The sequence below is a fragment of the Psychromonas sp. MB-3u-54 genome (genome assembly GCF_002836415.1).
Lineage (GTDB): Bacteria > Pseudomonadota > Gammaproteobacteria > Enterobacterales > Psychromonadaceae > Psychromonas.
This window is the reverse complement of the sequence record NZ_PJBP01000163.1, coordinates 1-23,585: the sequence shown is the minus strand read 5'-3', so window position 1 is coordinate 23,585 and position 23,585 is coordinate 1. Positions and strand designations below refer to the sequence as shown.

The 23,585-nt window shown below is 42.5% G+C and carries 23 protein-coding genes; 12 read left to right on the top strand and 11 right to left on the bottom strand.

Going from position 1 to position 23,585, the window contains the following annotated elements:
- Positions 1–15 precede the first annotated feature (15 nt).
- Complete coding sequence (gene pfkB / locus CXF72_RS11920) at positions 16–957, bottom strand: 1-phosphofructokinase (protein ID WP_101039239.1); 942 nt, start codon at positions 955–957, stop codon at positions 16–18.
- Positions 954–2,075: a fused PTS fructose transporter subunit IIA/HPr protein gene (gene fruB, locus CXF72_RS11915; protein ID WP_101039238.1), complete on the bottom strand. Its 1,122-nt coding sequence runs from the start codon at positions 2,073–2,075 to the stop codon at positions 954–956. The genes pfkB and fruB overlap by 4 nt, the downstream gene beginning before the upstream one ends.
- Positions 2,076–2,409: 334 nt before the next feature.
- Here fruB and cra point away from each other — a divergent pair, with 334 nt between their 5' ends.
- Entirely contained in the window at positions 2,410–3,393 is a 984-nt protein-coding gene (gene cra / locus CXF72_RS11910) for a catabolite repressor/activator (RefSeq protein ID WP_101039237.1), read from the top strand.
- Between the two features lie 8 nt (positions 3,394–3,401).
- Here the strand turns inward: cra and CXF72_RS11905 are convergent, their stop codons facing one another.
- The 4 genes from CXF72_RS11905 to CXF72_RS11895 are packed head-to-tail and all read right to left on the bottom strand — an operon-like array spanning position 3,402 to position 5,918.
- The gene (locus tag CXF72_RS11905) at positions 3,402–4,349 is read right to left on the bottom strand and encodes a biotin-dependent carboxyltransferase family protein (RefSeq protein ID WP_101039236.1); all 948 of its coding nucleotides are present in this window, start codon (positions 4,347–4,349) and stop codon (positions 3,402–3,404) included.
- Positions 4,331–4,504 (bottom strand): hypothetical protein, encoded by a 174-nt coding sequence (locus CXF72_RS19365; RefSeq protein ID WP_157823249.1) that lies wholly within the window; start codon positions 4,502–4,504, stop codon positions 4,331–4,333. Before CXF72_RS19365 ends, CXF72_RS11905 begins: the two co-directional genes overlap by 19 nt.
- Positions 4,486–5,190: a 5-oxoprolinase subunit PxpB gene (gene pxpB, locus CXF72_RS11900; RefSeq protein WP_101039235.1), complete on the bottom strand. Its 705-nt coding sequence runs from the start codon at positions 5,188–5,190 to the stop codon at positions 4,486–4,488. The genes CXF72_RS19365 and pxpB overlap by 19 nt, the downstream gene beginning before the upstream one ends.
- Positions 5,187–5,918, bottom strand: a complete 732-nt coding sequence (locus CXF72_RS11895; protein ID WP_101039234.1) for a 5-oxoprolinase subunit PxpA — start codon at positions 5,916–5,918, stop codon at positions 5,187–5,189. Before CXF72_RS11895 ends, pxpB begins: the two co-directional genes overlap by 4 nt.
- A 317-nt stretch (positions 5,919–6,235) precedes the next feature.
- Between CXF72_RS11895 and CXF72_RS11890 the strand changes: the two genes are divergently transcribed.
- The 4 genes from CXF72_RS11890 to CXF72_RS11875 all read left to right on the top strand — a co-directional run bounded on the left by CXF72_RS11890 (position 6,236) and on the right by CXF72_RS11875 (position 9,693).
- Entirely contained in the window at positions 6,236–7,207 is a 972-nt protein-coding gene (locus tag CXF72_RS11890) for a TRAP transporter substrate-binding protein (RefSeq protein ID WP_101039233.1), read from the top strand.
- Positions 7,208–7,300: 93 nt separating this feature from the next.
- Complete coding sequence (locus tag CXF72_RS11885; protein WP_101039232.1) at positions 7,301–7,867, top strand: TRAP transporter small permease; 567 nt, start codon at positions 7,301–7,303, stop codon at positions 7,865–7,867.
- Positions 7,864–9,168, top strand: coding sequence for a TRAP transporter large permease (locus CXF72_RS11880; RefSeq protein ID WP_101039231.1), 1,305 nt, complete (start codon positions 7,864–7,866; stop codon positions 9,166–9,168). Before CXF72_RS11885 ends, CXF72_RS11880 begins: the two co-directional genes overlap by 4 nt.
- A gap of 12 nt (positions 9,169–9,180) precedes the next feature.
- The gene (locus tag CXF72_RS11875) at positions 9,181–9,693 is read left to right on the top strand and encodes a winged helix DNA-binding protein (protein ID WP_101039230.1); all 513 of its coding nucleotides are present in this window, start codon (positions 9,181–9,183) and stop codon (positions 9,691–9,693) included.
- A 129-nt stretch (positions 9,694–9,822) separates the two neighbouring features.
- Here the strand turns inward: CXF72_RS11875 and CXF72_RS11870 are convergent, their stop codons facing one another.
- On the bottom strand, positions 9,823–10,827 hold the full coding sequence (locus CXF72_RS11870; RefSeq protein ID WP_101039229.1) for a zinc-binding alcohol dehydrogenase family protein: 1,005 nt from the start codon (positions 10,825–10,827) through the stop codon (positions 9,823–9,825).
- A 781-nt stretch (positions 10,828–11,608) separates the two neighbouring features.
- Here CXF72_RS11870 and CXF72_RS11865 point away from each other — a divergent pair.
- A complete protein-coding gene (locus tag CXF72_RS11865) occupies positions 11,609–12,175 on the top strand; it encodes a YSC84-related protein (protein WP_101039228.1) in 567 nt (188 codons plus the stop codon).
- A 127-nt stretch (positions 12,176–12,302) separates the two neighbouring features.
- On the top strand, positions 12,303–12,929 hold the full coding sequence (locus CXF72_RS11860) for an acyl carrier protein phosphodiesterase (RefSeq protein WP_101039227.1): 627 nt from the start codon (positions 12,303–12,305) through the stop codon (positions 12,927–12,929).
- A 286-nt stretch (positions 12,930–13,215) separates the two neighbouring features.
- Here CXF72_RS11860 and CXF72_RS11855 read toward each other — a convergent pair whose 3' ends face one another.
- The 4 genes from CXF72_RS11855 to CXF72_RS11840 form a co-directional block, all read right to left on the bottom strand.
- A complete protein-coding gene (locus CXF72_RS11855) occupies positions 13,216–13,785 on the bottom strand; it encodes a phosphoribosyltransferase (protein WP_101039226.1) in 570 nt (189 codons plus the stop codon).
- Between the two features lie 155 nt (positions 13,786–13,940).
- A complete protein-coding gene (locus tag CXF72_RS11850) occupies positions 13,941–16,316 on the bottom strand; it encodes a putative bifunctional diguanylate cyclase/phosphodiesterase (protein WP_101039225.1) in 2,376 nt (791 codons plus the stop codon).
- Positions 16,317–16,320: 4 nt separating this feature from the next.
- Positions 16,321–17,247: a transporter substrate-binding domain-containing protein gene (locus tag CXF72_RS11845; protein WP_101039224.1), complete on the bottom strand. Its 927-nt coding sequence runs from the start codon at positions 17,245–17,247 to the stop codon at positions 16,321–16,323.
- A 90-nt stretch (positions 17,248–17,337) separates the two neighbouring features.
- On the bottom strand, positions 17,338–18,738 hold the full coding sequence (locus CXF72_RS11840; protein ID WP_101039223.1) for an aminotransferase class V-fold PLP-dependent enzyme: 1,401 nt from the start codon (positions 18,736–18,738) through the stop codon (positions 17,338–17,340).
- Between the two features lie 401 nt (positions 18,739–19,139).
- Here CXF72_RS11840 and metN point away from each other — a divergent pair, with 401 nt between their 5' ends.
- The 5 genes from metN to CXF72_RS11815 all read left to right on the top strand — a co-directional run.
- Positions 19,140–20,174: a methionine ABC transporter ATP-binding protein MetN gene (gene metN, locus CXF72_RS11835; RefSeq protein ID WP_101039222.1), complete on the top strand. Its 1,035-nt coding sequence runs from the start codon at positions 19,140–19,142 to the stop codon at positions 20,172–20,174.
- Positions 20,164–20,850 carry a methionine ABC transporter permease gene (locus CXF72_RS11830; RefSeq protein WP_101039221.1) on the top strand — a complete coding sequence of 229 codons (687 nt, stop codon included), beginning with the start codon at positions 20,164–20,166 and terminating at the stop codon, positions 20,848–20,850. The genes metN and CXF72_RS11830 overlap by 11 nt, the downstream gene beginning before the upstream one ends.
- Positions 20,851–20,909: 59 nt before the next feature.
- The gene (locus tag CXF72_RS11825) at positions 20,910–21,719 is read left to right on the top strand and encodes a MetQ/NlpA family lipoprotein (protein ID WP_101039220.1); all 810 of its coding nucleotides are present in this window, start codon (positions 20,910–20,912) and stop codon (positions 21,717–21,719) included.
- 181 nt (positions 21,720–21,900) lie between these two features.
- Complete coding sequence (locus tag CXF72_RS11820) at positions 21,901–22,827, top strand: Gfo/Idh/MocA family protein (protein ID WP_101039219.1); 927 nt, start codon at positions 21,901–21,903, stop codon at positions 22,825–22,827.
- Positions 22,828–22,957: 130 nt separating this feature from the next.
- A partial coding sequence (locus tag CXF72_RS11815) for a hypothetical protein (protein WP_101039218.1) occupies positions 22,958–23,585 on the top strand: 628 nt, incomplete at its 3' end.

The following is a 23,585-nucleotide window of genomic DNA, read 5'->3' as shown; positions in this document are numbered from 1 at the left end:
AAATGACCTGTTTAATCACTCTGCTGTTATTTTTATGTTTTTTTGCAATGCTTCAACCTGATCGATGTCTTCAACACCGACGCCTACCTGGCTGACAGCAAGTGCTGCTAATGCGGTAGAAAAACTTAAACTTTGTGATTTATTCCATTGATTTAGCTCACCCCAACAAAGGCCTGCCACTAAGGTATCGCCGGCGCCAACTGTGCTGACTACTTCCATTTTAGGTGGCGTTGATTTGAGCCAGCCGGCTTTGTTAAGCCAAAGCACACCATTTTCACCCATAGAAATAACTATATTATGACAACCCTGTTGCTGTAATTGTTGCGCGGCATTCTTAATCTCATTCGTATTTTTTAATGGTAGATTAAGTAACGCACGGAGTTCCTCATCATTGGGTTTAACCAGGTAAGGATGAGCATTAACACCGGCTGCTAATGCTTTATTACTGCTATCAAAAAATACTTTTTTACCTGCTTTGTTCAGTTTTTCAATCCAGCCTGCACAACGTTCCGGTGTCACGCCTTGCGGAAGACTTCCGGCAATAACAAAGACATCATGTGTTTTTGAAAGCTTAAATAAAGTTCGCTCAAATTCGGCTAATTCAGACTCTCCGATGCTCACGCCCGGAAAGTTGAGATCGCTCACCTGACCGGATTTCTCAACAATTTTGACATTGATGCGCGTATCACCCTGAACACGGATAAATTGGTCATTGATCTTTAACGATTCAAATAACGCGACAAACGAAGCTTGATTATTTTCCCCGAGTAGACCCGTAACAGTGACCTTTGCGCCGAGTTCGGCAAGTACCTTGGCAACATTGATACCTTTGCCTGCCGGATGCAGACTGCCGGTTGCCATTAAATTCACTGACCCCGTCTGTAATACCTCAAGTGAGCCGGTGAGATCTAAGGCTGGGTTTAGAGTGACAGTAACCACTTTCAGATTTTTACTCATTGGATTGATTCTCCTAAACCTTCTTCAATCGCTTTACCAATGGCAAGTAGTGCTTGATCCGCATCTTCACCCTGCGCGGTAACCTGTAACTGGTCTTTAAACTTGACCCCTAAGGTCATCACCTTCATTAAACTTTTTGCATTGGCTGTTTTGTCCGGCGTATTCGCTTTCGCCAGTTGAATGCTTGCTGCAAATTTTTTCGCCGTATTAACCAGCATTGCACCCGGACGGGCGTGTAAACCATGCGGATTTCTAATAGTAAAAACCTGTTGGCTGCCTTCGAGTATTTCTTTCGTCAGCAGGTTGATAACTTGTTCCTGATTCGAGCTGAACAGTTTCTCTGCTTTTTGCTTATCAATCAGGTCAATCAGAAGCTCCAGCGTTTTTAAATGCAGTTCACTGTTACTGGCGATACAGAGCAGGCCGTTGACCGGTTTATTTGAATGTTTTAATGCTTGCGGGGTTTTTACAAAAGAGAGAGCGGTTTTATTGACACCTTGGTTGCTGGCACTTAACCACAGACCCTGGCCTAAATGCGTTGGAGTGTTAGCCGCTATTGTCTCAGCAAAGGTATCGCTGGTCGCCCCCTGATTTTTGAGTAAATCGGCTGCAAGCGCGGTTAGTTGTGATAGATCCTGTGCGGCAGCATCGAGCTTGATTAAGTCAGCCGTTAACAACATTTCGGTTTGCACTTTACCGGTTAATAAATCAACGATAGTTTCAGCCGTGCTTGCATTTTGTAACTGTTGCTCAACACCGTCAGCTGAAAGTACTTTAGTCAGCATTTTTAAAATTTCTAAATGCTGATCTGACTTTGCCGCGATACCTATGGCTAAATAAACCGTATTATCATCACCCCAATTCACACCCTGTGGGAAGTGGTGCAAAATAACACCGGTTTGTTTTATTTGATCACGGGTATCCGTTGTTCCATGGGGGATGGCGATACCATTACCTAAAAAAGTTGTATTTTGCGCTTCACGAGCGAGCATGCCGTTAACATAACCGCTTTCTACATAACCTTTGTCCAGCAGGCCGTTAGCGATAGATTTAATTGCATCTTGTTTATTCTCTGCTGTTTGCGCGAGAATAATATCGTGGGTATTAATTGATAACATGCCGGACACCTTACTAAAGTTAGTGACTGTCGCGCTTATTAACGCAGTCATTAATGGTTTAAAAATGTTCACAACCGAGATCTTAGTCTTCAGTATAGTTGTGCGCCAAGCAACGATTTAAGAAATGGGTAATCCAGTCTTATACTCACTGTAGAGATGTGAATAGCTGTACTCGCAATCTGTTATTTCTTATCTTTATCGCTGCTGAACCGATTCAGTTGTCATGCTGAACCGTTTCAGCTACAATTGCAACTGCTTTTTGATGGTTATTGGCTTGGTGATTTCCTATACTGTGATACGGATCTCGATAATTGTTTTTTAGAAAGGATGTTTGATGAAATTAGTAGAAATAGCGCGTTTAGCAGGCGTCTCTCGTACCACTGCCAGTTATGTTATTAATGGTAAAGCAGAGCAATACCGTATTAGTGAAAAAACGCGTTTGAAAGTGATGGCCGTTGTGGATAAATATAATTATCAAGCTAATTATGCAGCCAGTGCTCTACGGGCGGGCAATAGCCGTACCTTTGGTTTAATTATCCCGGATCTGGAAAATACCAGTTATGCCAAAATCGCTAAACTATTAGAGCGCGATGCCAGAAAATCAGGTTTTCAATTAATAATCTGTTGCTCGGGTGATGAAATTAAGACAGAAATGAACGTTGCTGAAAATCTTATTAGGCGGGGTATTGATGTGTTAATTGTTGCCACTGCATTGCCCGGAGATGATCCCTTTTATCGTAACGTGCAGGCTAAGGGTGTGCCTGTGGTAGGTATCGACAGGTGTTTGGATGATGAATTTTTCAGCAGTGTAATCAGTGAAGATTTGGAAGGGGCTTATCAGTTATGTGAAGCCTTATTAGAAAAAAACATTAACAGTATTGGTTTAATTGGTGCTGCGCCATTACTGGGAGTCTCCAAAGAGCGAGAATTAGGATTTAAAGCGGCACTGGCACAATACAGCGGCACCCTTGAGGTTCAATACGCTTATGGTGAAAATTTCAGTATCGAACAAGGTCAATGTTTAGCGCAGCAATGGATAGATCAGGATTGCTTTCCCGATGCGATTTTAATTACCTCTTATACCTTGTTTGTTGGAGTACTGGATTGTTTATTAGCGCATCCAGAATTACAGAAAAAAACTGAACTGGCGACTTTTGGTGATAACCGCCTGTTAGATTTTTTACCAATCAAAGTACAGTCTTTACCGCAGCAATTAGAAGTCATTGCAGAAAAAACACTGCAACTGGCCTTACTCGCTGCACAGGGAACTTATAACTCCAGTGTGGAAGTTGTCTCGCGCCGATTGATTAAACGTTAGTACATACTCTATACGTTGAAAAAACCTAAAAACTCACACCATTGTGACGATTTTTCTTCAATGTCTGCAGCGTAAAAGTGGATTGTTGAACCCGCTCTGGCTTGTGCTATTTTGGGTAGATCCAAGCGTGATACGCAGCCTATTTTCGGATAACCTCCCAGCGTTTGGCGATCATTAAGCAGTATAATCGGTTGCCCGTCGGGCGGGATTTGAATCGCGCCAAGGGCAATGCCTTCGGAAATAATTCCGGCAGTATCACACTTAATCTCCGCACCTGTTAAACGCACACCCATCCGATCGCTTTGCGGGCTAACGGTAAAACTACTTTGAAAAAATCGCTCGCGCTGTAATTTAGGAAAGCTTTCAACTTGATATGATGGCAGTACGCCAATCTCGATAATATCGCCATAGTCCGGAATAAAATGGTTTGGAACCGATAGGCAAACAGTGCGATCCTGATTACTGCTTGCCGCGCTTAATAACTGCCCCGCTGCTATTTTGTTTCCTCTGGCAAGGGAACCGTCGCCTTTGGTCAGTCCTCCCAGTTTATTGCGCATCACGGTGGCGCTACTGCCAAATATTTTCTGTGCAGCAAAACCGCCGGCAATGGCAAGATAAGCTCTAAGCCCGGTTTGAGCAAAGCTAAGTTTAAGTGTCTGTCCTTTTTTGATTTGAAAGCTGCGCCAGTTTTTTTGTGCTGTTCCGTCAAGGGTCGCCATCATATCGGCTCCCGTGAGTGCTACCATAGTGTCTTCCCGGGCTGTAAAGCTCGCCTGACCTAATGTAATTTCAAGTACCGGACAGTGCATGCTATTAGCAAGTAAATGGTTTGCCCAGCAGTAGGCATGCAGATCAACGGGCCCGCCTTGACTTAACCCGAGTTGTGCAACGCCAAAGCGACCGACATCCTGAATAAGCGATAACATTCCCGGCTGAATTACTTCCAGTTTGGACATCTTTGTCCTCCTTGCTGAGTAAACTCTTCTGCTGATACCTGCTTAAAACACGCCGATTCACCGGCAGAAGCTTCCTGACTTAAATCCAAATGCGCAACGCCAACGCGCTGAATAAGCGATAACATTCCCGGCTGAATTACTTCCAGTTTGGACATCTTTGTCCTCCTTGCTGAGTAAACTCTTCCAGTGATACGGATTTAAAGCGTACCGTGTCACCGACCGAAAACGGCATCATCGGCTCCCTTTCCGGACTGAATAAGGTGCTTGGGCAGTTACCTATAATCTGCCATCCACCCGGTGAATCATCGGGATAAACGGCCGTCTGTCGGTCAGCAATACCGACACTGCCTGCGGGTATTTTCAGGCGCGGACTGGCGTGACGGGGCATGACTATCCGGTCATCGACGCTGCCAAGAAAGGCGAAACCGGGAGAAAATCCGATCGCACATACGGTATAAAGGGTCTGGCAATGAATCTCGATAACCTGCTGGACAGATAAATTTTTCGCTTCAGCCAGCGTCTGTAAATCCGGCGCTACATCGGCGTGGTAATAAACGGGCAGTTCAATAACCCTTGCTTGGATTTTTTGTGCGCTTTGTTCAAAACCACCAAGTAACTCGGTTAAACCTGCTTCCAGAGTCCCATAGGATATTTTTGAGAGATTGAATTCAATCATAATCGAGGTATAGGAGGGGACCACCTCAATAACCCCTGCGCTGAACTCCAGACGAATTTTTTCGCACAGAGAGCCGAACAGAGATGCCCGTTCAGGGGCAATAGTGTCCCCGATATATATCATTACATGGGTTTCTGATACCCGCTTGATAACGGCTGATTTCATGGGTTCAATGCCTTAAAAAGTTGTTCGACCGTTGCCACCGACTCCGGATTGTCTCCATGAACACAGACACTGTCAGCGTTAAGCTGCAGTTGGCCACCTTCGATTGTGGTAACACAACCATTTTTGGCTAATTGCATCACCTGTTCGATAATTTGCTCTGCGTTATGATATACCGCACCCGCTTGTGAGCGCGGAGCAAGTCGGCCTTCCGGTGTATAGGCCCTGTCGGCAAAGGCTTCTAAAATTAAGCGCACACCCGATTGCTCAGCAATATCTTGGTAGAGGCTATTATCCGTTTGTGCGAGGATCATCAGCGCCGGTCGCGGAGACAGTTTGGTCAGCCCCTCAAGCACTGCGCGGAAAATATCTTCATTCACCATCATATCGTTATACAGTGCACCATGGGGTTTTACATATTCAACATTACTGTCATAGAGCTGGCAGATTGCCTGCAGGGCACCGGTTTGGTAGGCAATCAGGTGGGATATCTGCTTTTGGGAATGAGGAATACTGCGTCGTCCGAAGCCGATTTTATCATTATAGCCGGGGTGGGCACCAATCTGGAGATTTTTTTCAACGGCTGCTTGAACGGTTTTGGCCATCACATCCGGATCCGATGCATGGAATCCGCAGGCGATATTAACCATATCAATCCAGGGGATCACTGCTTCATCTAAACCCATTTCCCAGATACCAAAACTTTCTCCCATATCGCAATTAAGTTTCATTTCTACCTTCCTGTTATGACGTTAGGGTGATTATTTGAGAGCGACGCGATAGATAAATGAACCTTATCATGATCCCAAAAGTGTGATTCAAAGATACATTGAAGACGATTTGTAAGCAAATTGTTTTTAATTTGTTGCCAAACTGTTGCAGTACGTATAAGTTCGGTGCTTGAAATTTAAGTTGTTCTGTCATTTTTTACAAAAATGACGGTGAGTATTATCCATTTTAAACAGGCGTTATTTGTTAATAACAGTAAAATAAAATGGATAGCAGATAGGTCTAATCGACCTGAGGCGTTAAAAAAGGAACTAAAACAATGAGAGTATTTCTTAAAACAACCACAATGCTGCTTGCTATAGCGGCCACTTCGACCAGCTTTGCCAGCACCCGATGGGATATGGCGACACCTTATGTTGATTCAACTCATCATACTCAGAATATCCGTCAATTTGCTGAAGATGTTAAAGCGGCAACCGATGGTGAGCTTGAGATAGTCGTTCATGCGGGTGGTTCGTTAATCGACCATAAAGAGATTGTCCGTGCCGTGCGTTCCCGCCAGATTTCTATCGGCGAAGTTTTTATCGGTATCTTAGGCAATGAGGATCCGGTGTTTAAGCTTGATAATCTGCCGTTTTTAGCCACTGACTTTGATCAGGCGAAGAAGTTATACGCTGTATCAAAAGCGACGATAGAGAACAAACTGGCCGAAGATAACATGATGTTGTTGTATTCTGTGCCATGGCCGCCACAGGGTATTTACAGTAAAAAAGCCATTAACTCTGTAGCAGACATGGAAGGTGGGAAAATGCGTGCCTACAGCTCAACCCTATCCCAATTATCTGTTTTACTGAAGGCATCACCCACTACGGTGCAAACCGTCGAAATTCCGCAAGCTTTCTCCACCGGCATTATCGATATGATGATCACCTCACCAACAACAGGTGTCAGCAGCCAATCTTGGGATTATGTCAGCCACTATACGGACGTGCAGGCATGGATTCCGAAAAACATGGTGATTATTAATACCCGTGCATTTAAACGTTTGGATGAAAAAACTCAACAGGGACTATTACAAGCGTCTGCTGATGCAGAGTCGCGCGGCTGGGAAATGGCTAAAAAAGAAACGGCATTAAATACTAAGATTCTTGCTGATAAAGGGATGAATGTAGCAGCGCCGACGAAAGCTTTGATGAGCTCTCTTAATGACATTGGCGATACCATGGCAACAGACTGGCTGAAAGAAGCCGGAACTGAAGGTAAAGCCATCTTAGACGCGTACAAAAAATAATATATCCCAAACTACTTGAAGATGCTGATGTCTGCCTCTTCAAGTCATTTGGGTCTAGTCCCCGAGGGGAATAAAAAACAGGAGTTTCTATTCATGCGTTGTTTCTTGAATAAGTTGTATCACGGAGCCGGAATTTTATCCGCCGTATGTATCGTCGCCATATGTGTTGTGATTCTCGCTCGCGTGGTCGGACGCTGGATGGGAATTGTTGTTCCCTCAAGTGATGACTTTGCCGGCTTCCTGCTGGCAGCTTCAAGTTTTATGGCATTAGCTTATACATTTCAGCATGGCGGTCATATTCGAGTGAGCTTATTTACTTCACGCTTGAGCGAAAAAAGTGCACTTTTTTGCGAGCGTTTTGTCCTGCTCAGCGCGTCTGTTCTAGTCGCATATTTAGCCTACGAGCTTTGTTATATGGTCTGGGAGTCCTGGGATTATGAGGAGGTCTCGTCGGGTTTTGTCGCCATTCCGATGTGGATTGTTCAACTTCCTGTCGCCATTGGCATGGTTATATTTGCTATCTCGGTCATTGACTTGACCGTCTGCAGTCTTTTCTTTGGTAAGCGGATTCCGCTTTCTGAAGAGGAATCGCTCGCTGAAAAAGATTTTATCAACGTTGACGGAGTAGAACGTCAGGATTCAAAGGGAGAGAGTCAATGAATGAACTGATTATTGGAGGCATCCTTCTGGTTGTGCTCTTCGGTTTTCTTGCCAGCGGATTGTGGGTGGCTTTGTCACTACTGATGGTGGCTATCTCAGGTATGATTCTGCTGGGTAACGATGCCTTTGGTTTGATCTATGCAACCTCCACCTGGGGCGCGGTGTCTGACTGGTCACTCGCGGCTTTACCGCTGTTTATCTGGATGGGGGAAATCCTGTTCAGAACCCGTTTATCCACTGACCTGTTTGAAGGCTTAACACCCTGGCTGGGACGAGTACCCGGTCGCCTGTTACATGTTAATATTTTAAGTTGCGGTCTATTTGCCGCAGTATCCGGATCATCGGCTGCAACGGCGGCGACTATTGGTAAAATGACCCTGCCTGAGCTCAAAAAGCAGGGCTACGATGATAAAATGGCGATTGCAACACTGGCAGGTTCAGGCACGCTCGGTCTTTTAATTCCACCGTCGATTATCCTGATTGTTTACGGTGTGGCCGCAGAGGTCTCTATTGGCCGTTTATTTATCGCAGGTGCCGTGCCCGGTATGATGCTGGTAATGCTGTTTATGGGATATACCATGTACTGGGCATTGCGCAATCCGAGCAAAGTACCCAGCGACACTGTCACTTACAGCTGGTCTGTAAAGCTGAAAGCACTGCTTAAGCTTATTCCTGTTGGGCTTCTGGTGTTATTTGTTCTGGGTTCTATTTATGGTGGTTTAACAACCCCGACCGAAGCGGCTGCTTTTGGCGTCGTCGGTGCATTATTACTTGCTTTTACCGGTCGCTCCCTGACTCGGGAAAGTCTGGTCGGCAGTTTAATGGGGGCGACAAAAACCTCATGCATGATTCTTTTGATCCTTGCCGGCGCCGCCTTTTTAACCGTTGCAATGGGTTTTATCGGGTTACCCCGTATGCTGGCGGAAAGTATCGCGGCAATGGAGCTTTCCCCTTATCTGCTGCTGTTTATTTTGACCCTGCTGTTTGTGGTGCTGGGCTGTTTCTTAGACGGCATATCCGTTGTGGTGCTGACCACTTCAGTGGTTTTACCTATGGTGCTGCAGGCTGGGATTGATCCGTTGTGGTTCGGTATTTATATTGTGCTGGTCGTTGAAATGTCACAAATAACTCCGCCGGTTGGTTTTAACTTATTTGTCCTCCAAAGCCTCACCGGGCGTGATATGATCTTTATCTCGAAGGCTGCGCTGCCGTTTTTCTTTTTATTGCTTTTCGCGGTCGTAATAGTCACGGTATTCCCGGGTATTGTCACTTGGCTACCATCGGAAATGACCGCCAGTTAAAAAGAGGTAACTATGAAAAAAAATGAATATTTTCCAATCGTTTCTTCATCACATTTGATGGGGAAAGATTCCGTTACGTTAAGTGAATTTGAGTATGCATTAACCATGCTCAATAACGCCTTTGAACGTTGGATGCTGTCGTGCAGTTTTGCCGCGGGGCTTCCTGAGCTGGGACCGCTTGATATTCTGGTATTGCATAACATGCATCATCGTGACCGGCCAAAACGGATCGTGGATGTGGCATTCACGCTCAATATTGAAGATATTCATAATGTCTCCTATTCGGTGCGCAAACTGGTTAAGCGGGATCTGGTTGAAAGTGAAAGGCGCGGCAAAGATACCTATTATAAGGTTGCAGAAAGCGGGGTGAAATTTTGCGCGGAATATCGCAAGATCCGCGAACAATGGCTTGTTGATGCCGTTAGCAAGCTGGATATCGGCGATCAACTGGGTGAACTTGCCGCTACCATGAGAACCTTGTCGGGTATTTATGATCCGGCATCACGTGCTGTACGTTCATTGTAATGTGCTTTTAGCCTCTGAAAAAATTCAGAGGCATTTTAAGCGTTATCAGCTTAAGCACCGCAGTACTTAAATATTTTCAGGTATAAACGCCTGTTGCTAACTCTTTTTAAAAACCAGACAAGACTATTTTTAAAAACCAGACAAGACTATTTTCCCCTTGGATTTTTCCGATTCTAATAAAGCATGCGCCTTGATAAGGTTCGCGGCATTGATTGTTCCAAAATCATTTGCCACGGTCGATTTTAATTTTCCCTGATCCACCATGTTGGCAACGCGGGTTAATAATTTATGCTGCTCAATCATATCCTCTGTTTCAAATAGTGAGCGGGTAAACATCAGTTCCCAATGAACAGAGACGCTCTTACGCTTAAGCGGCATAATATCGAGGGTCGCCGCATCATCGATCACGGCTAATTTTCCCTGTGGGGCGATAATTGTCGCAATGCCCGAAAAATGCTCTTCCGTATGGGTAAGACTGGCGATGTAGTTGACATTGTCCAGACCAATTGCCTGCAGCTCCTGTTCTAAATTGTGACGGTGGTTAATCACATGGTCAGCACCTAATGCTTTGACCCAACTTTGTGTTTCCGGTCTTGATGCTGTGGCAATAATGGTCAGATTGGTGAGCTGTTTCGCCAGTTGAATCATGATCGATCCCACACCGCCCGCAGCGCCAATAATTAACAGGGTACCTTTACTCTCACTATTAAGATTAAAGCGATCAAATAATATTTCCCATGCTGTAATTGAGGTAAGCGGCATGGCGGCGGCTTCGCGGCAGGATAAATTTTGGGGAGCCAGAGCAACGATTCTTTGATCAACCAGATGGTATTCACAATTTGCACCCTGGCGGTTAATTGCACCTGCATACCAAACTTTATCGCCGGGTTTAAATAAGGTTACCTGCTCACCAATGGAGACAACCGTTCCAACCGCATCCCAACCTAATATTTTGTATTGCTGATCGGTCGGATTGACGTTATTGCGAACTTTTGTATCGACGGGATTCACTGAAATAGCTTCAACATTGACTAATATATCAGTGCCACTGGCGACTGGTTTTGGAAGGTCGATATCAATCAAAGCCTGAGGATGGGTAATTGGTTGTGAATTTTGGTAAGCAACTGCTTTCATGTAGACTTCCTTTTTTAGTGATATAGCCAAATTACTTGAAGATTCAAGAATCATTATCTCCCGGTAGTTTGAGGTTAGATTAACAGCGTTAAGCTGTTCGCCTGAAAGGTGTAAATAAAGCAGCATAGCAGGTTTCTCATCGCTGCTAATAATGGATATTCTCTGCTGCGCGCGGGCTCACATGAAAATTATGAGGGACGCTTCTGCAATCGATTGAGCCGGTTTTTTTTGCAACAATTAAACTGAATAAGTGTGATTATGATTTGGTTATTATTGATATTGAATTTAAAAAATTGTTAACATTAGTCGCGATATAGTTAGATTATTTATCATGCTTGCTGTCACTGCCGCGATTGTTTTACTACAAACTTCAATTTGGATTTAATCGAACAGCAGCTCGATTACCCTTTTTTAAATATACCCCTTCAACATTTCATTCTACCTGACATTTAAACCGTTCAATGATCCTTTCGAGTCATCACAATACTCAGTTTAATCAAAGCATCGTTATATCTGCTAATCCGCAATCCTAGAAAGCATTAAATGCTACGCAGAATCAAATAGAGTGAACTATATTTAAGTAATATTCTTTCGGTCTTGTCCTAGGTACAATTTCCCATAATCGAGAAACAGATTGGGAATATAATGCTTATGAATCAATTTAATAACCAAGACTAAACGGTATTTTATGCTATACATTTTAAACAGCGTAAGTGCAGAGAAAATCAACTAATTTGGTATTAACACTTTACTCACCCTCAAATATTCAAGGATCTATAAAATGAAAAAATGGTTAGCACTTTGTGCCGGTGGTTTAGTGTTGAGTTTACAGGTTGCCGCCAATGAGTATCAAACAACAATAGAGCAGTTTCAACGTTCGCCAAGCACCGCTGAATTTTTTGATAATGCTTATGGTTATGCCGTTTTCCCTACTATAGGAAAAGGCGGTATTGGTCTTGGCGGTGCCTATGGAGAGGGGCAAGTCTACTTAGGCGGACGGCCGACGGGCAGTGTGAATATGATACAAATCAGTTTGGGTTTTCAGTTGGGCGGTCAAGCCTTCAGCCAAATTATTTTCTTACAGGATAAGCGTGCCTATAATGCTTTTACCGCCGGTAGCTTTGAATTTGGCGCTCAGGCAAGTGCCGTTGCGCTGACCTATGGTACATCGGCGCAAGCAGGTAGTACTGGTACTGGGGCTGCGTTAGGTAATAAGCAAAGCAAAGCAAATTATGTCGGTGGTTTTGCTGTCTTCACCTTGGCTAAAGGTGGGTTAATGTATGAAGCGAGTATCGCCGGGCAAAAATTTAACTTTAAAGCCGCAAAGACTGATAATAAAGCCGATTAATAATTTTCAAATACGGGGTGACTTAATTTTCATTCAGCGTGATGTCAATTTGCCCCTTTTTATTGTTTTACTTTCTTTAACAGGGGCTATAAATTACGCTTAATTGTCACTCTTGATGGATTTTAACATGAATTTTCTTGCACACTTACATATTGCAGAGCATACCGGGACCAGCTTTGTAGGGAATTTTTTGGGCGATTTTATTAAAGGGGATCCCAGCGGGAAATTTAACGGTGATATTGTGCAGGGAATTCGTCTGCATCGTTTTGTTGATAGTTATACTGACCAGCATCAACTGGTTAAATTAGCTAAACCATTGTTTTCCGCCGATCTGCGTCGTTATGCACCGATTGCTTTAGATATGTTTTGGGATCATTTTCTGGCTAAGCATTGGTCTCAATTTCATGATTTATCATTAGGCGGCTTTTGCCAGCAAGCGCAGTTACAAATTGAATTGGAATCTGCCCGTGAAATAAATGCATTTCCGGAGAGTTTTAAAAAAACCTCAACATTGCTTTGGCAGCAAAAGTGGATTGAGTCTTACCAGAAAGTCGATAATATTCAGTATGCGCTAGAGCGTATGTCTTTGCGCAGCGTAAGAATGGCACCATTAGCTTTAACCGGTGAAACCTTGGTTAAGCATTATGCGGTGCTATCGGAAATTTTTTTTGAGTTATATGCAGATTTATTAGATAAAACAGCTGGTTATGTTACTGACGAGAGAATAAATAAGATGTTATACCAAAAGAATTAATGAAGTGATTAATGATTGCGAAGGAAAAATTAACACTAAAGTTGCATTCGATCGTTATTCTCCTTCACACAATCGTATGGAACGATTTTGAACAGCTTTAGCTGACCACAAAGTGGTGAAGAATAGGATGTTCTGAATAAAACTCACAACGGAGTTAGGGATGATTTTAACCAGCAAGGGTGATCATCTTTTTATTTTTTTGGTATTAGATACCCAAACTATTTGCTGATGCCAGCATCTTTAAATAATTTGGGTATGCCATAAGTATTTTATTTAGTGAAAAAAATCAGACTGATTCAGTGAATAAATGCTTAATATTTTCAAAATCACTTTTACCGGAAACGATTTCTTCAATGCTCAAGCCTGAGACTTCATGGGGGAAAACTAACCACTCTTCCGATTCATGGATAAAATAATCAGGCACTATGGCAACGGTTTTATTTTTAGGTTTGTAATAGGGCGTAGCAATGCGTACATCGGTGGGCATATTTAAGCGCATTTCTGCTGTCAGTCTTTCAACTAATGCCACCACACTTCTGCCTGAGTCGAATACATCATCAACAATTAATAAGCCATCATCAGCATTCGCATTTTCAATAATATAATGCAGGCCATGAACTTTTATGGTTTTACTTTGTTTGCCAATACCATAATAGGAAGAGGTACGCACTGCAATATGGTCGGTCTCTACTTTTTTGTAATCAAAGTATTCCTGTACTGCAATACCAATAGGAGCTCCTCCTCGCCAAATACCAACAATAAATTGTGGACGAAAACCGCTGTCATAGACTTGTGCGGCAAGACGAAATGAGTCTTCAAGTAGTTGTTGGGCAGTAATATATACTTTGCTGGACATTTAATAACCTCTGCGAGTGAATTTTTGCGCAAAGTTTAGAGCAACAGGAGAAAATAACAATAACCTAGATCCTATTTATTGCGTTTTTTTACATAAAATTCTTATTATTACCCACCGGCAGACAGTTCTTCATCCAGATAGGTATAAATCGTTTTTCAAACATATTTAGTTTGATACTCCAGGCTTTCCAAGGTCTTGCATTGATTATCTTTTAATAACAGTTTTTTAAACTCCGCTGCGCTAACTGCCTTGCTGAATAAATATCCTTGACCGTATTCACACTGTTGCCGCTCCAATAAATCGGCCTGCCAGTCATTCTCAATGCCTTCTGCAATGACGGTTAATTTCAATGCGCTGGCCATTGCTAAGATAGCGGTAACCAAACTCATGTCTGCACTGTTGGTCGCCATGTTACTGATGAACGCACGGTCAATTTTAAGCGTTGAAAAAGAAAACTTTTGCAGATAACTTAATGCGGAATAACCTGTACCAAAGTCATCAATGGAGAGTTGAACACCGTCCGCTTTGAGCTCTTCTAACATGCTCATAAGGTTATCATCTTGGTTAATCAGAAGGCTTTCCGTTACTTCCATTTCGAGTTTGTTAGCCGGCAAGCCACTTTTTTTCAAGATTTCTCTGATTTTAAGCAGCAGTTGATCGCAGTAGCGAAACTGTACGCAGGAGAAGTTCACTGCAATTTTAACGGGTGAAATTGATTGCCACTCGGCGGCCTGAGTGCAAGCCTGTTCGAGTGCTCGTTCTCCGATAATATGAATCAAGCCATTTTTTTCGGCCAAAGGAATAAATTCATCGGGCGCGATGGAACCTAACTGCTTATCTTGCCAGCGCAAAAGTGCTTCAGCAGCGATGATTTTACGCGTTTTTAGGTCAATAATAGGCTGGTAGTATAGTACTAACTCATTATTACTAATGGCTTGGCGTAAGCGACTGTTTAATAAAAGATTACGCTGTACGTCATGATTCATGCTTGGCTCGTAAAAACTGAAACCATTACGTCCGGCTTCTTTAACTCTGTACAGGGCGGTATCTGCATTTTTCAGCAAATTTTTGGGGGTTTTGCCGTCCTGCGGGTAGATAGACATACCTATGCTAGTTGAGGTGAAAAATTCCTGATTATCAATATGAAAAGGTTGCTCAAAGGACGTGAGAATTTTACAGGCTAAATCTTGTGCTGCTTTTTCGCCTGTTATTTTAGGAATAATGAGTAAAAATTCATCTCCTCCCAAACGAGCGACGGTATCGGTGTTGCGCACTGAGCTAATCAGTCGCTCGCTGGTTTGCTGGAGAATTTGATCACCTGCTCCATGGCCTAAAGTATCATTAATCTGTTTGAAATTATCCAAATCGATAAACATAATCAGAATCTGCGTATTATCTCTTTGGGAGTGATTAATCGCCCGAATAAGCCTGTTCTGGCTGCAGCTTCTATTAGGTAATTGAGTCAAAGAATCGTGGTTAGCTTGATGCACAAGCTCTTGCTCGGATTGTTTACGTTTTGTGACTTCAGTTTGTAACTTAGTATTTTGCTCGGCGAGAATAGTTTGTTGTTTAGTCGATAGTTCAACCTTAGTGTGCAGTATTATATTGGCTTTATTGATCCGCATTAGATAATAAAGTCCCATTAATACCGGGAATGCCAAGATTGAAATGCCTAAAACAAACCAACCAGATGTAAATATATCCTGTTCACCGACGGGTTCAAACCAAGCCTCTAAGCTAAATATTGTGCCCCTGATCGGAGCTTCAACGTATATATGCGCATTATGTATATCGTCTATGGGTACGGGGGAGGATTTTGTATTCGATGCTGTAAAAGAGTTCCATGCTTGAATATTGCCAATCGGCGTTGACAGTTGAATGTGATTATTATTGTTATTTTGCCTCTGCGTGAGCAGCTGCCGAATCAATAAGTTATGATTAATTTCGGCAATTAATAGTGCACTGGGTTTATTTTGATAATAGACAGTTTGCACTATTTTAATTTTTAATCCGGCAGGCGTGTTAATGGCGATGATTTTTGAAGGGTGTTTTGTCTTCGAGAATGTGTTTTCCTCCATTTCAGAAAATGGGATTTGGCTAATATTTAGTGTTGTATCTTGATTTGTGTCGACGATAGGACGCCTGTTTAAATCAACTAACGCGATCCGTTCGTAAATTGGAATGCCATTAATGTTGCCGCTGCGAGCAAGGTCACCGATCAGTTTATTTAAGTTAAACAGGCTTGAACCTAATCCGTATTCCATAGACATTCCGGAAGCCAGGTTGGCGAAAAAGGTGCGCATGGTTTTATCTGTCGCTATGTTGTCAATATTATCCTGGTTGACCTCAAAGAAAAAACCCAGAGTATCTGCATAGTTAGTGACTTTAAGTTGTAACTCATTATATTGGGATTCCTTGAGCCGTTGTTGACCGAGGTTGGTCACCGCCAGAATCAAAATAAGATAAGCTATTAATACAACAGCCGCCAGAATAATAGCTGTTTTGCTGCTAAACCACTTTTTTATCACCATAGTGCTATTTTACTGCACTAGAGGTTGCAAAAAATTTTGGATAAAAATGAAATACACTGGGGTAATATTTCTGCACTATTTGATTGTAAGCGCCATCAGCTCGAATCTGCTTTAGATAAGCGTTAAAAGCTTTGCGCAATTCCGGTGATTCTTTACGAAAGCCAACGGCCATTCGCTGCTCGAAGGAGATGGGGCCGATTACCTTAATCTTTCCCGGCCACTTTTCCAGTGCGATCAGTGTATCGGGAACATCCAATAAAGTACTGTCTGCATCGTGGTTAAGAATGGCGGGGATCATTTCATTTAATTTGCGTTCTTTAACGGGAAAAATAATATTAGCACCGGTTAATTCCAGATTGTATAGGTCAGGATCCAGGCAAGATTGTTTCATTGCCAACACGTCACGCTTGTTAAGCAGTGATTTGACTTGAGCAATATCTTTCTCGAGAGATCCGCTTGGCCGAATCGGTTGTAAATCCGAGTCACTGCGTGATACTAACCATACTGCAGAGGGGAAATAATCATCAGAAAAATCAATCACTTCTTTGCGCCACTCAAGTGTAGTCGCACCATTGGCGATGATATCACCCTCTATACTTTGCGGTTCGCCATAGGTTATTTTATTATTATTGAATTGTGCATTTCGACCGGTTAATTTTCCGAACACATTGCTCCACTTTGCCGGGACATATTCATATTTAACCCCTAAGTGAGCCGCAAAGGCCTGGATCAGTTCGGTGTCCATTCCCCCGTGAATGATTTTGTCACCCTGCGGATATTTAGTCACAAAATTGGCATAGGGGATTCCGATATGGCGAAGTACTCCTGCTGCCTGGATTTCAGCCAGATCTCGAATACTGGCCTGGGCAGTGGTTATTGTTAACATGGCCAAGAAGAGAGCCGATATGAAGGGAATACGCTTAATGACCATTTTTTACCTCTATGCCAGCTAAAAATTTGCTTATTTTTTCAAAAATAGCACAACCTAGAGCTTATCTAAATTATGCTGTTATGTCGATAATTACATTGTTCGGTATAGCTTAGCCATCGCTTTAACTAAACCCTTTACATCTTTGTCATTATGGAAGAGGTGCGTTGAAATGCGCAGCGCATGGGTCTCTAAGTTATCATCAACCTGTACTTTAAAGTCAGTGGTACGGATGATGTAACCAGTTTCTTCACGTAAACGATCTCTAAACTCGGTTAATATAATCAAATCTGTTTGATCATAAAAGGGATTAAAAGAGGTGATACCGCTTGATAGTTCACGGATATTAGGTGCGTAGAGCCGTCCGAAAGGGAAAGCTCTATTATCTGTTAATAAATCTTTACACAGTGCGCTTAAATCTAAAACATGCTCCTGAATTTTATCACGGCCAATTTTATCCCACATTTTGCACGAATCCGTTAACGCCTGCAGAGCTGGGAAATTGTCATTGCCTTTGTATTGCAGTTTCCATTGCGCAGAGAAAGAATCAATGTGTCCTAATGATGAGTTAATAAACCAGATTAATTTCTCTTGCGATGATTTCTTTACATAAAGGATACCCGTTGAACCCGGGCCGCATTGCCATTTATGTCCGGAGCCTGCATAAAAATCACAGCCTATATCATGAAAATCTACGTTCATCATACCGATAGTATGAGCACCATCGATCAAGGTTGAAATATCATGTTGAGTAGCCAATTCACAGATCGCTTTAGCCGGTAGAGTAGTCCCTGTTTTGTAGGTGATATGGGAAAAAGCGATTAAACGCACGGGGCCTTGAGCATCCGCAATACCTTGTGCGAAAACGTCTACAAAGTCTTGTGCGCTGATCTCATTATCACCGCTGTAAACAGGGATCTCTAAGTAAACAACGATCGCGCCATAGCGCTTCGCTGCAATAGTTAAGGGTGAAATGGCGGCGACATGTTCGTGGTGGGTGGTTAAGATCACATCCCCCTCGTGAATATCCAGGCCGTTAATAATGCTTACCATGCCGTCTGTGGTATTACGGCTTATTACAATTTCGTCTTTATCAGCACCAAAACCTGCTGCAATGGCATCGGTCATTTCAGTCGTATGAGGCCAATCACCAAATTTATTTTGCATATCCCACGGATTACTGGCAACAATTTGATTATTGTCATTATAGCTGTTGAGCACTCGACGAGGCATTGAACCGGTCGTGCCTATATTCATATAGGTCGTTTCCGGATCGAGAATAAACTCTTCACTTATTTTTTCCCAAAATTTCTTATCGGAATGGTGATTGTCTGAATCTTCCCAACGATCCCTTGAGTCATCTGAATGCTTATGCCTAGAGCCACTTGCCTGTGCCGTGCCGGACAGTACGCCTGCAATGGCAATACCGGTAGTGGTTTTAAGAAAATCTCGACGGCTGAAAGGCGAAGACTGGCTGTTGTTTTTTTGACTCATCTTTAAAACTCCATTTTGTTATTAAAAAGCTCCGGTTTTATTCTTTTTTAATCCTTGATACTAATCAGAGCTTGCGCTGTTTTCAATTTTTTTATTGACTGTTCTAATCTAGTACGCTGTTTTAACTAGAAAATTAGAAATTTCATGTTAACTAATTTACAGTAAAAGCCAAAGGTAGATTCGCGTGTTTTTTCACTATTGATTGTTCAAGCTTTGCAAAGATAGTTTTAATGATTGAGCCCCTGGTTTGTTGATGGCAACAATAATTGAAGGGATCAGAAGAAAATATTGACTTAGACGTCTATACGGCTTAGTGTTCGGCGGTATTTCGCTTTCATCTGCTTTCCGCATAGTGTGAATAGAAAAATGTAGATCACTCACCGTTAAATTCAGGAAATTTGATGATCCAGATAAAAAAAGTTAATAAAGTATTTTATCAAGCCGGGCGAGCAATTCATGCACTCAGTGATATTAACCTCTCTATTGAGCAGGGGAGTATTTTTGGTGTTATTGGTTCCTCGGGTGCGGGTAAGAGTACTTTAATTCGCTGTGTTAATTTATTAGAACGCCCTTCAAGTGGCAGCATTATTATTGATGGCGTTGATTTGACTAAACTGTCAACGCAGGAGCTAACCTTAACACGCCGTAAAATTGGCATGATTTTCCAACACTTTAACCTGTTATCTTCGCGAACCGTTTTTGATAACGTGGCGTTGCCCCTTGAATTAGCGGCTGTCAGCAAGGATAAAATTAAAGAGAAGGTCAATAGTTTGTTGGAGCTTGTTGGTCTAACCGACAAAAGCGATACTTACCCTGCTAATTTAAGTGGGGGACAAAAACAGCGTGTGGCGATTGCGCGTGCATTGGCGTCCGATCCGGTGGTTTTATTGTGTGATGAAGCGACCAGCTCACTGGATCCCGCAACCACACAATCCATTTTAGAACTACTGCGCAAGATTAACAGCGAGTTAAATTTGACCATTTTGTTAATTACCCATGAAATGGCAGTCGTCAAAGGTATCTGTGCACAGGTTGCTATTATTGGTGATGGGAAAATGGTTGAAAAAGGACCTGTTGGTGATATTTTCGCACATCCCAAAACAGAATTGGCACGTCAGTTTATCCGTTCTACTCTGGATCTTACTATTCCCGCCGATTATCGTGCGCGTTTATTGCCAACTCGAGTTGAAAAAAGTTTTCCTCTGGTGCGTTTAGAGTTTACCGGCGCATCGGTTGATACGCCTGTAATCAGCCAGTTGGCACGGCAGTTTGATATAGATATCAGTATTATCAGCTCTAATATGGACTATGTTGGCGGGGTTAAATTTGGCCTGATGTTAGCTGAGTTTTTTGGTACGGAAGACGCGGCTTTAAAAGCAGTTGCTTTTTTAAAAGAACATAATGTAGAAGTTGAGGTATTAGGTTATGTCATTTGATTCAGTGTTGAGTTGGTGGGAGGGGCATGAAGGTCTTCTGCAATTATTACTCGAAGCGTTAGGTGAGACAGTCGCGATGGTGTTCGCTTCCGGATTTATCGGATTTGCGATAGGCATTCCCGTTGGTATTGTCTTACACTTAAGTAAAAAAAATGGATTACTTGAGCATCATTTTCTTAATAAAATATTGGGTATGGTGGTCAATATTGGTCGCTCGATCCCCTTTATTATTCTTTTGGTGGCGATTATTCCTTTTACGCGCTTTATTGTGGGTACTACTATCGGGACCGCCGCAGCGATTGTGCCGCTGACCATTGGGGCAATACCGTTTATTGCCCGTCTTGTTGAGGGAGCGTTATTAGAAGTACCCTCAGGATTGGTAGAGGCTGCGCAGGCCATGGGTGCAAAACCTGCTCAGATTATTACTAAAGTACTTTTACCAGAAGCGCTACCCGGCATTATCAATGCCGTTACTATTACGCTTGTGACCTTAGTTGGTTATTCGGCAATGGCCGGCACTGTTGGTGGCGGTGGCCTTGGAGACGTTGGCATTCGTTATGGCTACCAACGCTTTGATGCGACCGTGATGATGATTACAGTAGTGATTTTAGTTTTTATTGTACAACTTATTCAATCAATGGGTGATCACTTCGTTAAGTATGTGGATCACCGCTAAGAATACCCATTTACGTTAACATTTAAAAAATCAAGGGATACCTTGAAAGGAGATATACTATGAACCTGAAAAATATTTTTACCGTTGTAGGTCTTGCTTCCACACTGCTTATAAGCGCCTGTGGTGATAAAGATGCTGTTGTTGATAATAATAAAATCACCGTCGGTGTTATTGCTGGAGCTGAGGCTCAAGTAGCTGAAGTTGCTGCACAAGTTGCAAAAGAAAAATACGGTCTAGAAGTGGAGCTAATTACTTTTTCTGATTACATTACGCCAAATGCGGCACTTGCCGAAGGCTCTATTGATGTTAATGCATTCCAGCATAAACCTTATCTGGACCAGCAAATCAAAGATCGTGATTATAAATTTGCAGTGGTAGGTAATACCTTTGTTTACCCTATTGCCGGCTACTCAAGCAAAATTACATCACTTGATGAATTACAAGATGGTGATCTTATTGCCGTGCCAAGCGATCCAAGTAACTTAGGTCGTTCATTGATGCTGCTTGAGCGTCAGGGCCTACTAGTATTAAAAGAGGGCGCAGGTCTGGGTGCAACCGTACTTGATATTGCTAGCAGCCCAAAGAATTTAGAGATTGTTGAGCTTGAAGCGGCGCAGTTGCCACGCTCTTTGGAAGATGTAAGCCTTGCTATTATTAATACAACCTACGCAAGCAGCATTAACTTGTCACCTGAGAAAGATGGTCTTTTTGTTGAAGGTAAAGACTCTCCTTATGTTAACTTGCTGGTTGCACGTGAAGATAATGTCGCTGCTGAAAATGTCCAAAACTTTCTTAAAGCGTACCAGACAGAAACAGTTTATGACGCTGCAATGAAAATTTTCAAAGATGGTGTTGTTAAAGGCTGGTAAGTCAGACCTTTTAACTAACTGCTTGTGATGAGCAAAATAAAAAGTATTGATCTTAGATCAATACTTTTTTTTGCCTGCTGAATGAGAAGTATTGCCCTTAGCTCAATATTTTTTTGCCTGTGGCGCAATATAAATTTATTTGAAATAATAGACCTTATAAAGGTAGTCACTGGGAGATGGAATGAAACTTGCTATTATTGGACTGGGTGATATTGCACAAAAAGCGCATTTACCCGTTATCACTCAAATCTCAGGGCTTGAAGTAGTTCTCTGTACACGCGATAAAAACACGTTAAGAAAACTTTCTAAGTTGTATCGTATTGATCAATTATATTCAGATTATCGAGACTTAATGAAAGCCGGGATTGATGCGGTGATGATTCATAGCAGCACGGTTTCTCATCTGGAAATCGCGACCTTTTTTTTACAACGGGGCATTCCAACCTTTGTTGATAAACCTCTGGCGGATAATGCCTTTGATTGTGAAACACTCTATGAGTTGGCTGCAAAGCATCAGCAACCTTTGTATCTGGGATTTAATCGTCGTTTTATTCCTTTGTACAATCAGTATCTGCCTACGGTTCAAAATGCCAAAGAGCATTCCTCCTTATTATCATTACGTTGGGAGAAAAATAGATTCAATCAACCGGGAGATATTCGGACCTTTATTTTTGACGACTTTATTCATCCGCTGGACAGTATCAACCTTGATGCTAAAAATAACTTAGATGATGTCTACCTTACCTGGCAGTCTCAAGGTCAGCAGTTATCACGTGTAGATATTCAGTGGCAACAACAAAACACCCTATTGCATGCCTCAATGGATCGTGTTTATGGTGCAACTAAAGAGCGTATCTCAGCGAGTTATGAAAATGATGCTTTTGAGTTTGATTCCTTTGTCTCTGGTAAACGCTGGCAGAATAATCAAGAGTCCGCCATTGCACTGCCTGACTGGACGCCGATGTTAACCGGCAAAGGCTTTACGGGGATGATCGATGATTGGTTAAGGGTCGTGGAAAAGGGCAAGTTAGCTCCGTCGGTTGTTGAACGTAATCTTGCAACGCATCAATTAGCCGAACTCATTTGCCACAAGATATTGGCAGAATAGTCTGTATACAAGGCAAATGAATGAAAGACTCGCAAGGGACTTGCGAGTCGCCATCTTTCCCGCATAATAGTTGATCACTTTCTTAATAGCTTTGTTATTATTGTTTTTTGTATGGCAAAAATGGAAAAGCATGAATAAATATCCTTTGATTGAAATCCCCTTTAATAAGCGCAACCAATGCTGGTTTTGTGGCGAGCCGCAAGACAAAGTGATTAACTTTCCTAAATACAGTAGCGAAGAGAGTTTAATTACCCATGCGCCAATTTGCGTGCCGTGCTGTAATGAGTGTGCTGGTATTGTTCAACGTACCGCATTCAGTTCATTATTTTCCTACCGGGATGCGATTAAAAAAGCATTAACGGTCAAACATCAAAAAACCTTGGCTATAGGGTCGAATTGGACTAAGCAGGAGCTGGCAGAATCTGAACTTGAAGGCAGTGCTTTTGAAGGGTTTAAACGCAGTGCCTGGTTTATGTTTGAAATGATCCAGACACGTATTAATTATCAAGGTTGGGAACTGCGGGTAAATAACGACAAGCTCTATCTTGAACAAGAAACCGAAGCTTTTGATTTTGATGGTACAAGTTATGTTAATCTGGACTGTGCGGTTATCTATGCCATTAAAACCTTTCATCTTGATGAGCAGTTATTTACCCGGGTATTAAGCGTGATTGGCAAAGAAAAGTTTGGCCAGGCAATCCGCTTATGTCGCCTGCATCCGCAATTGACCAGTAAAAACAGAGAAGGCGTTTTTTTGG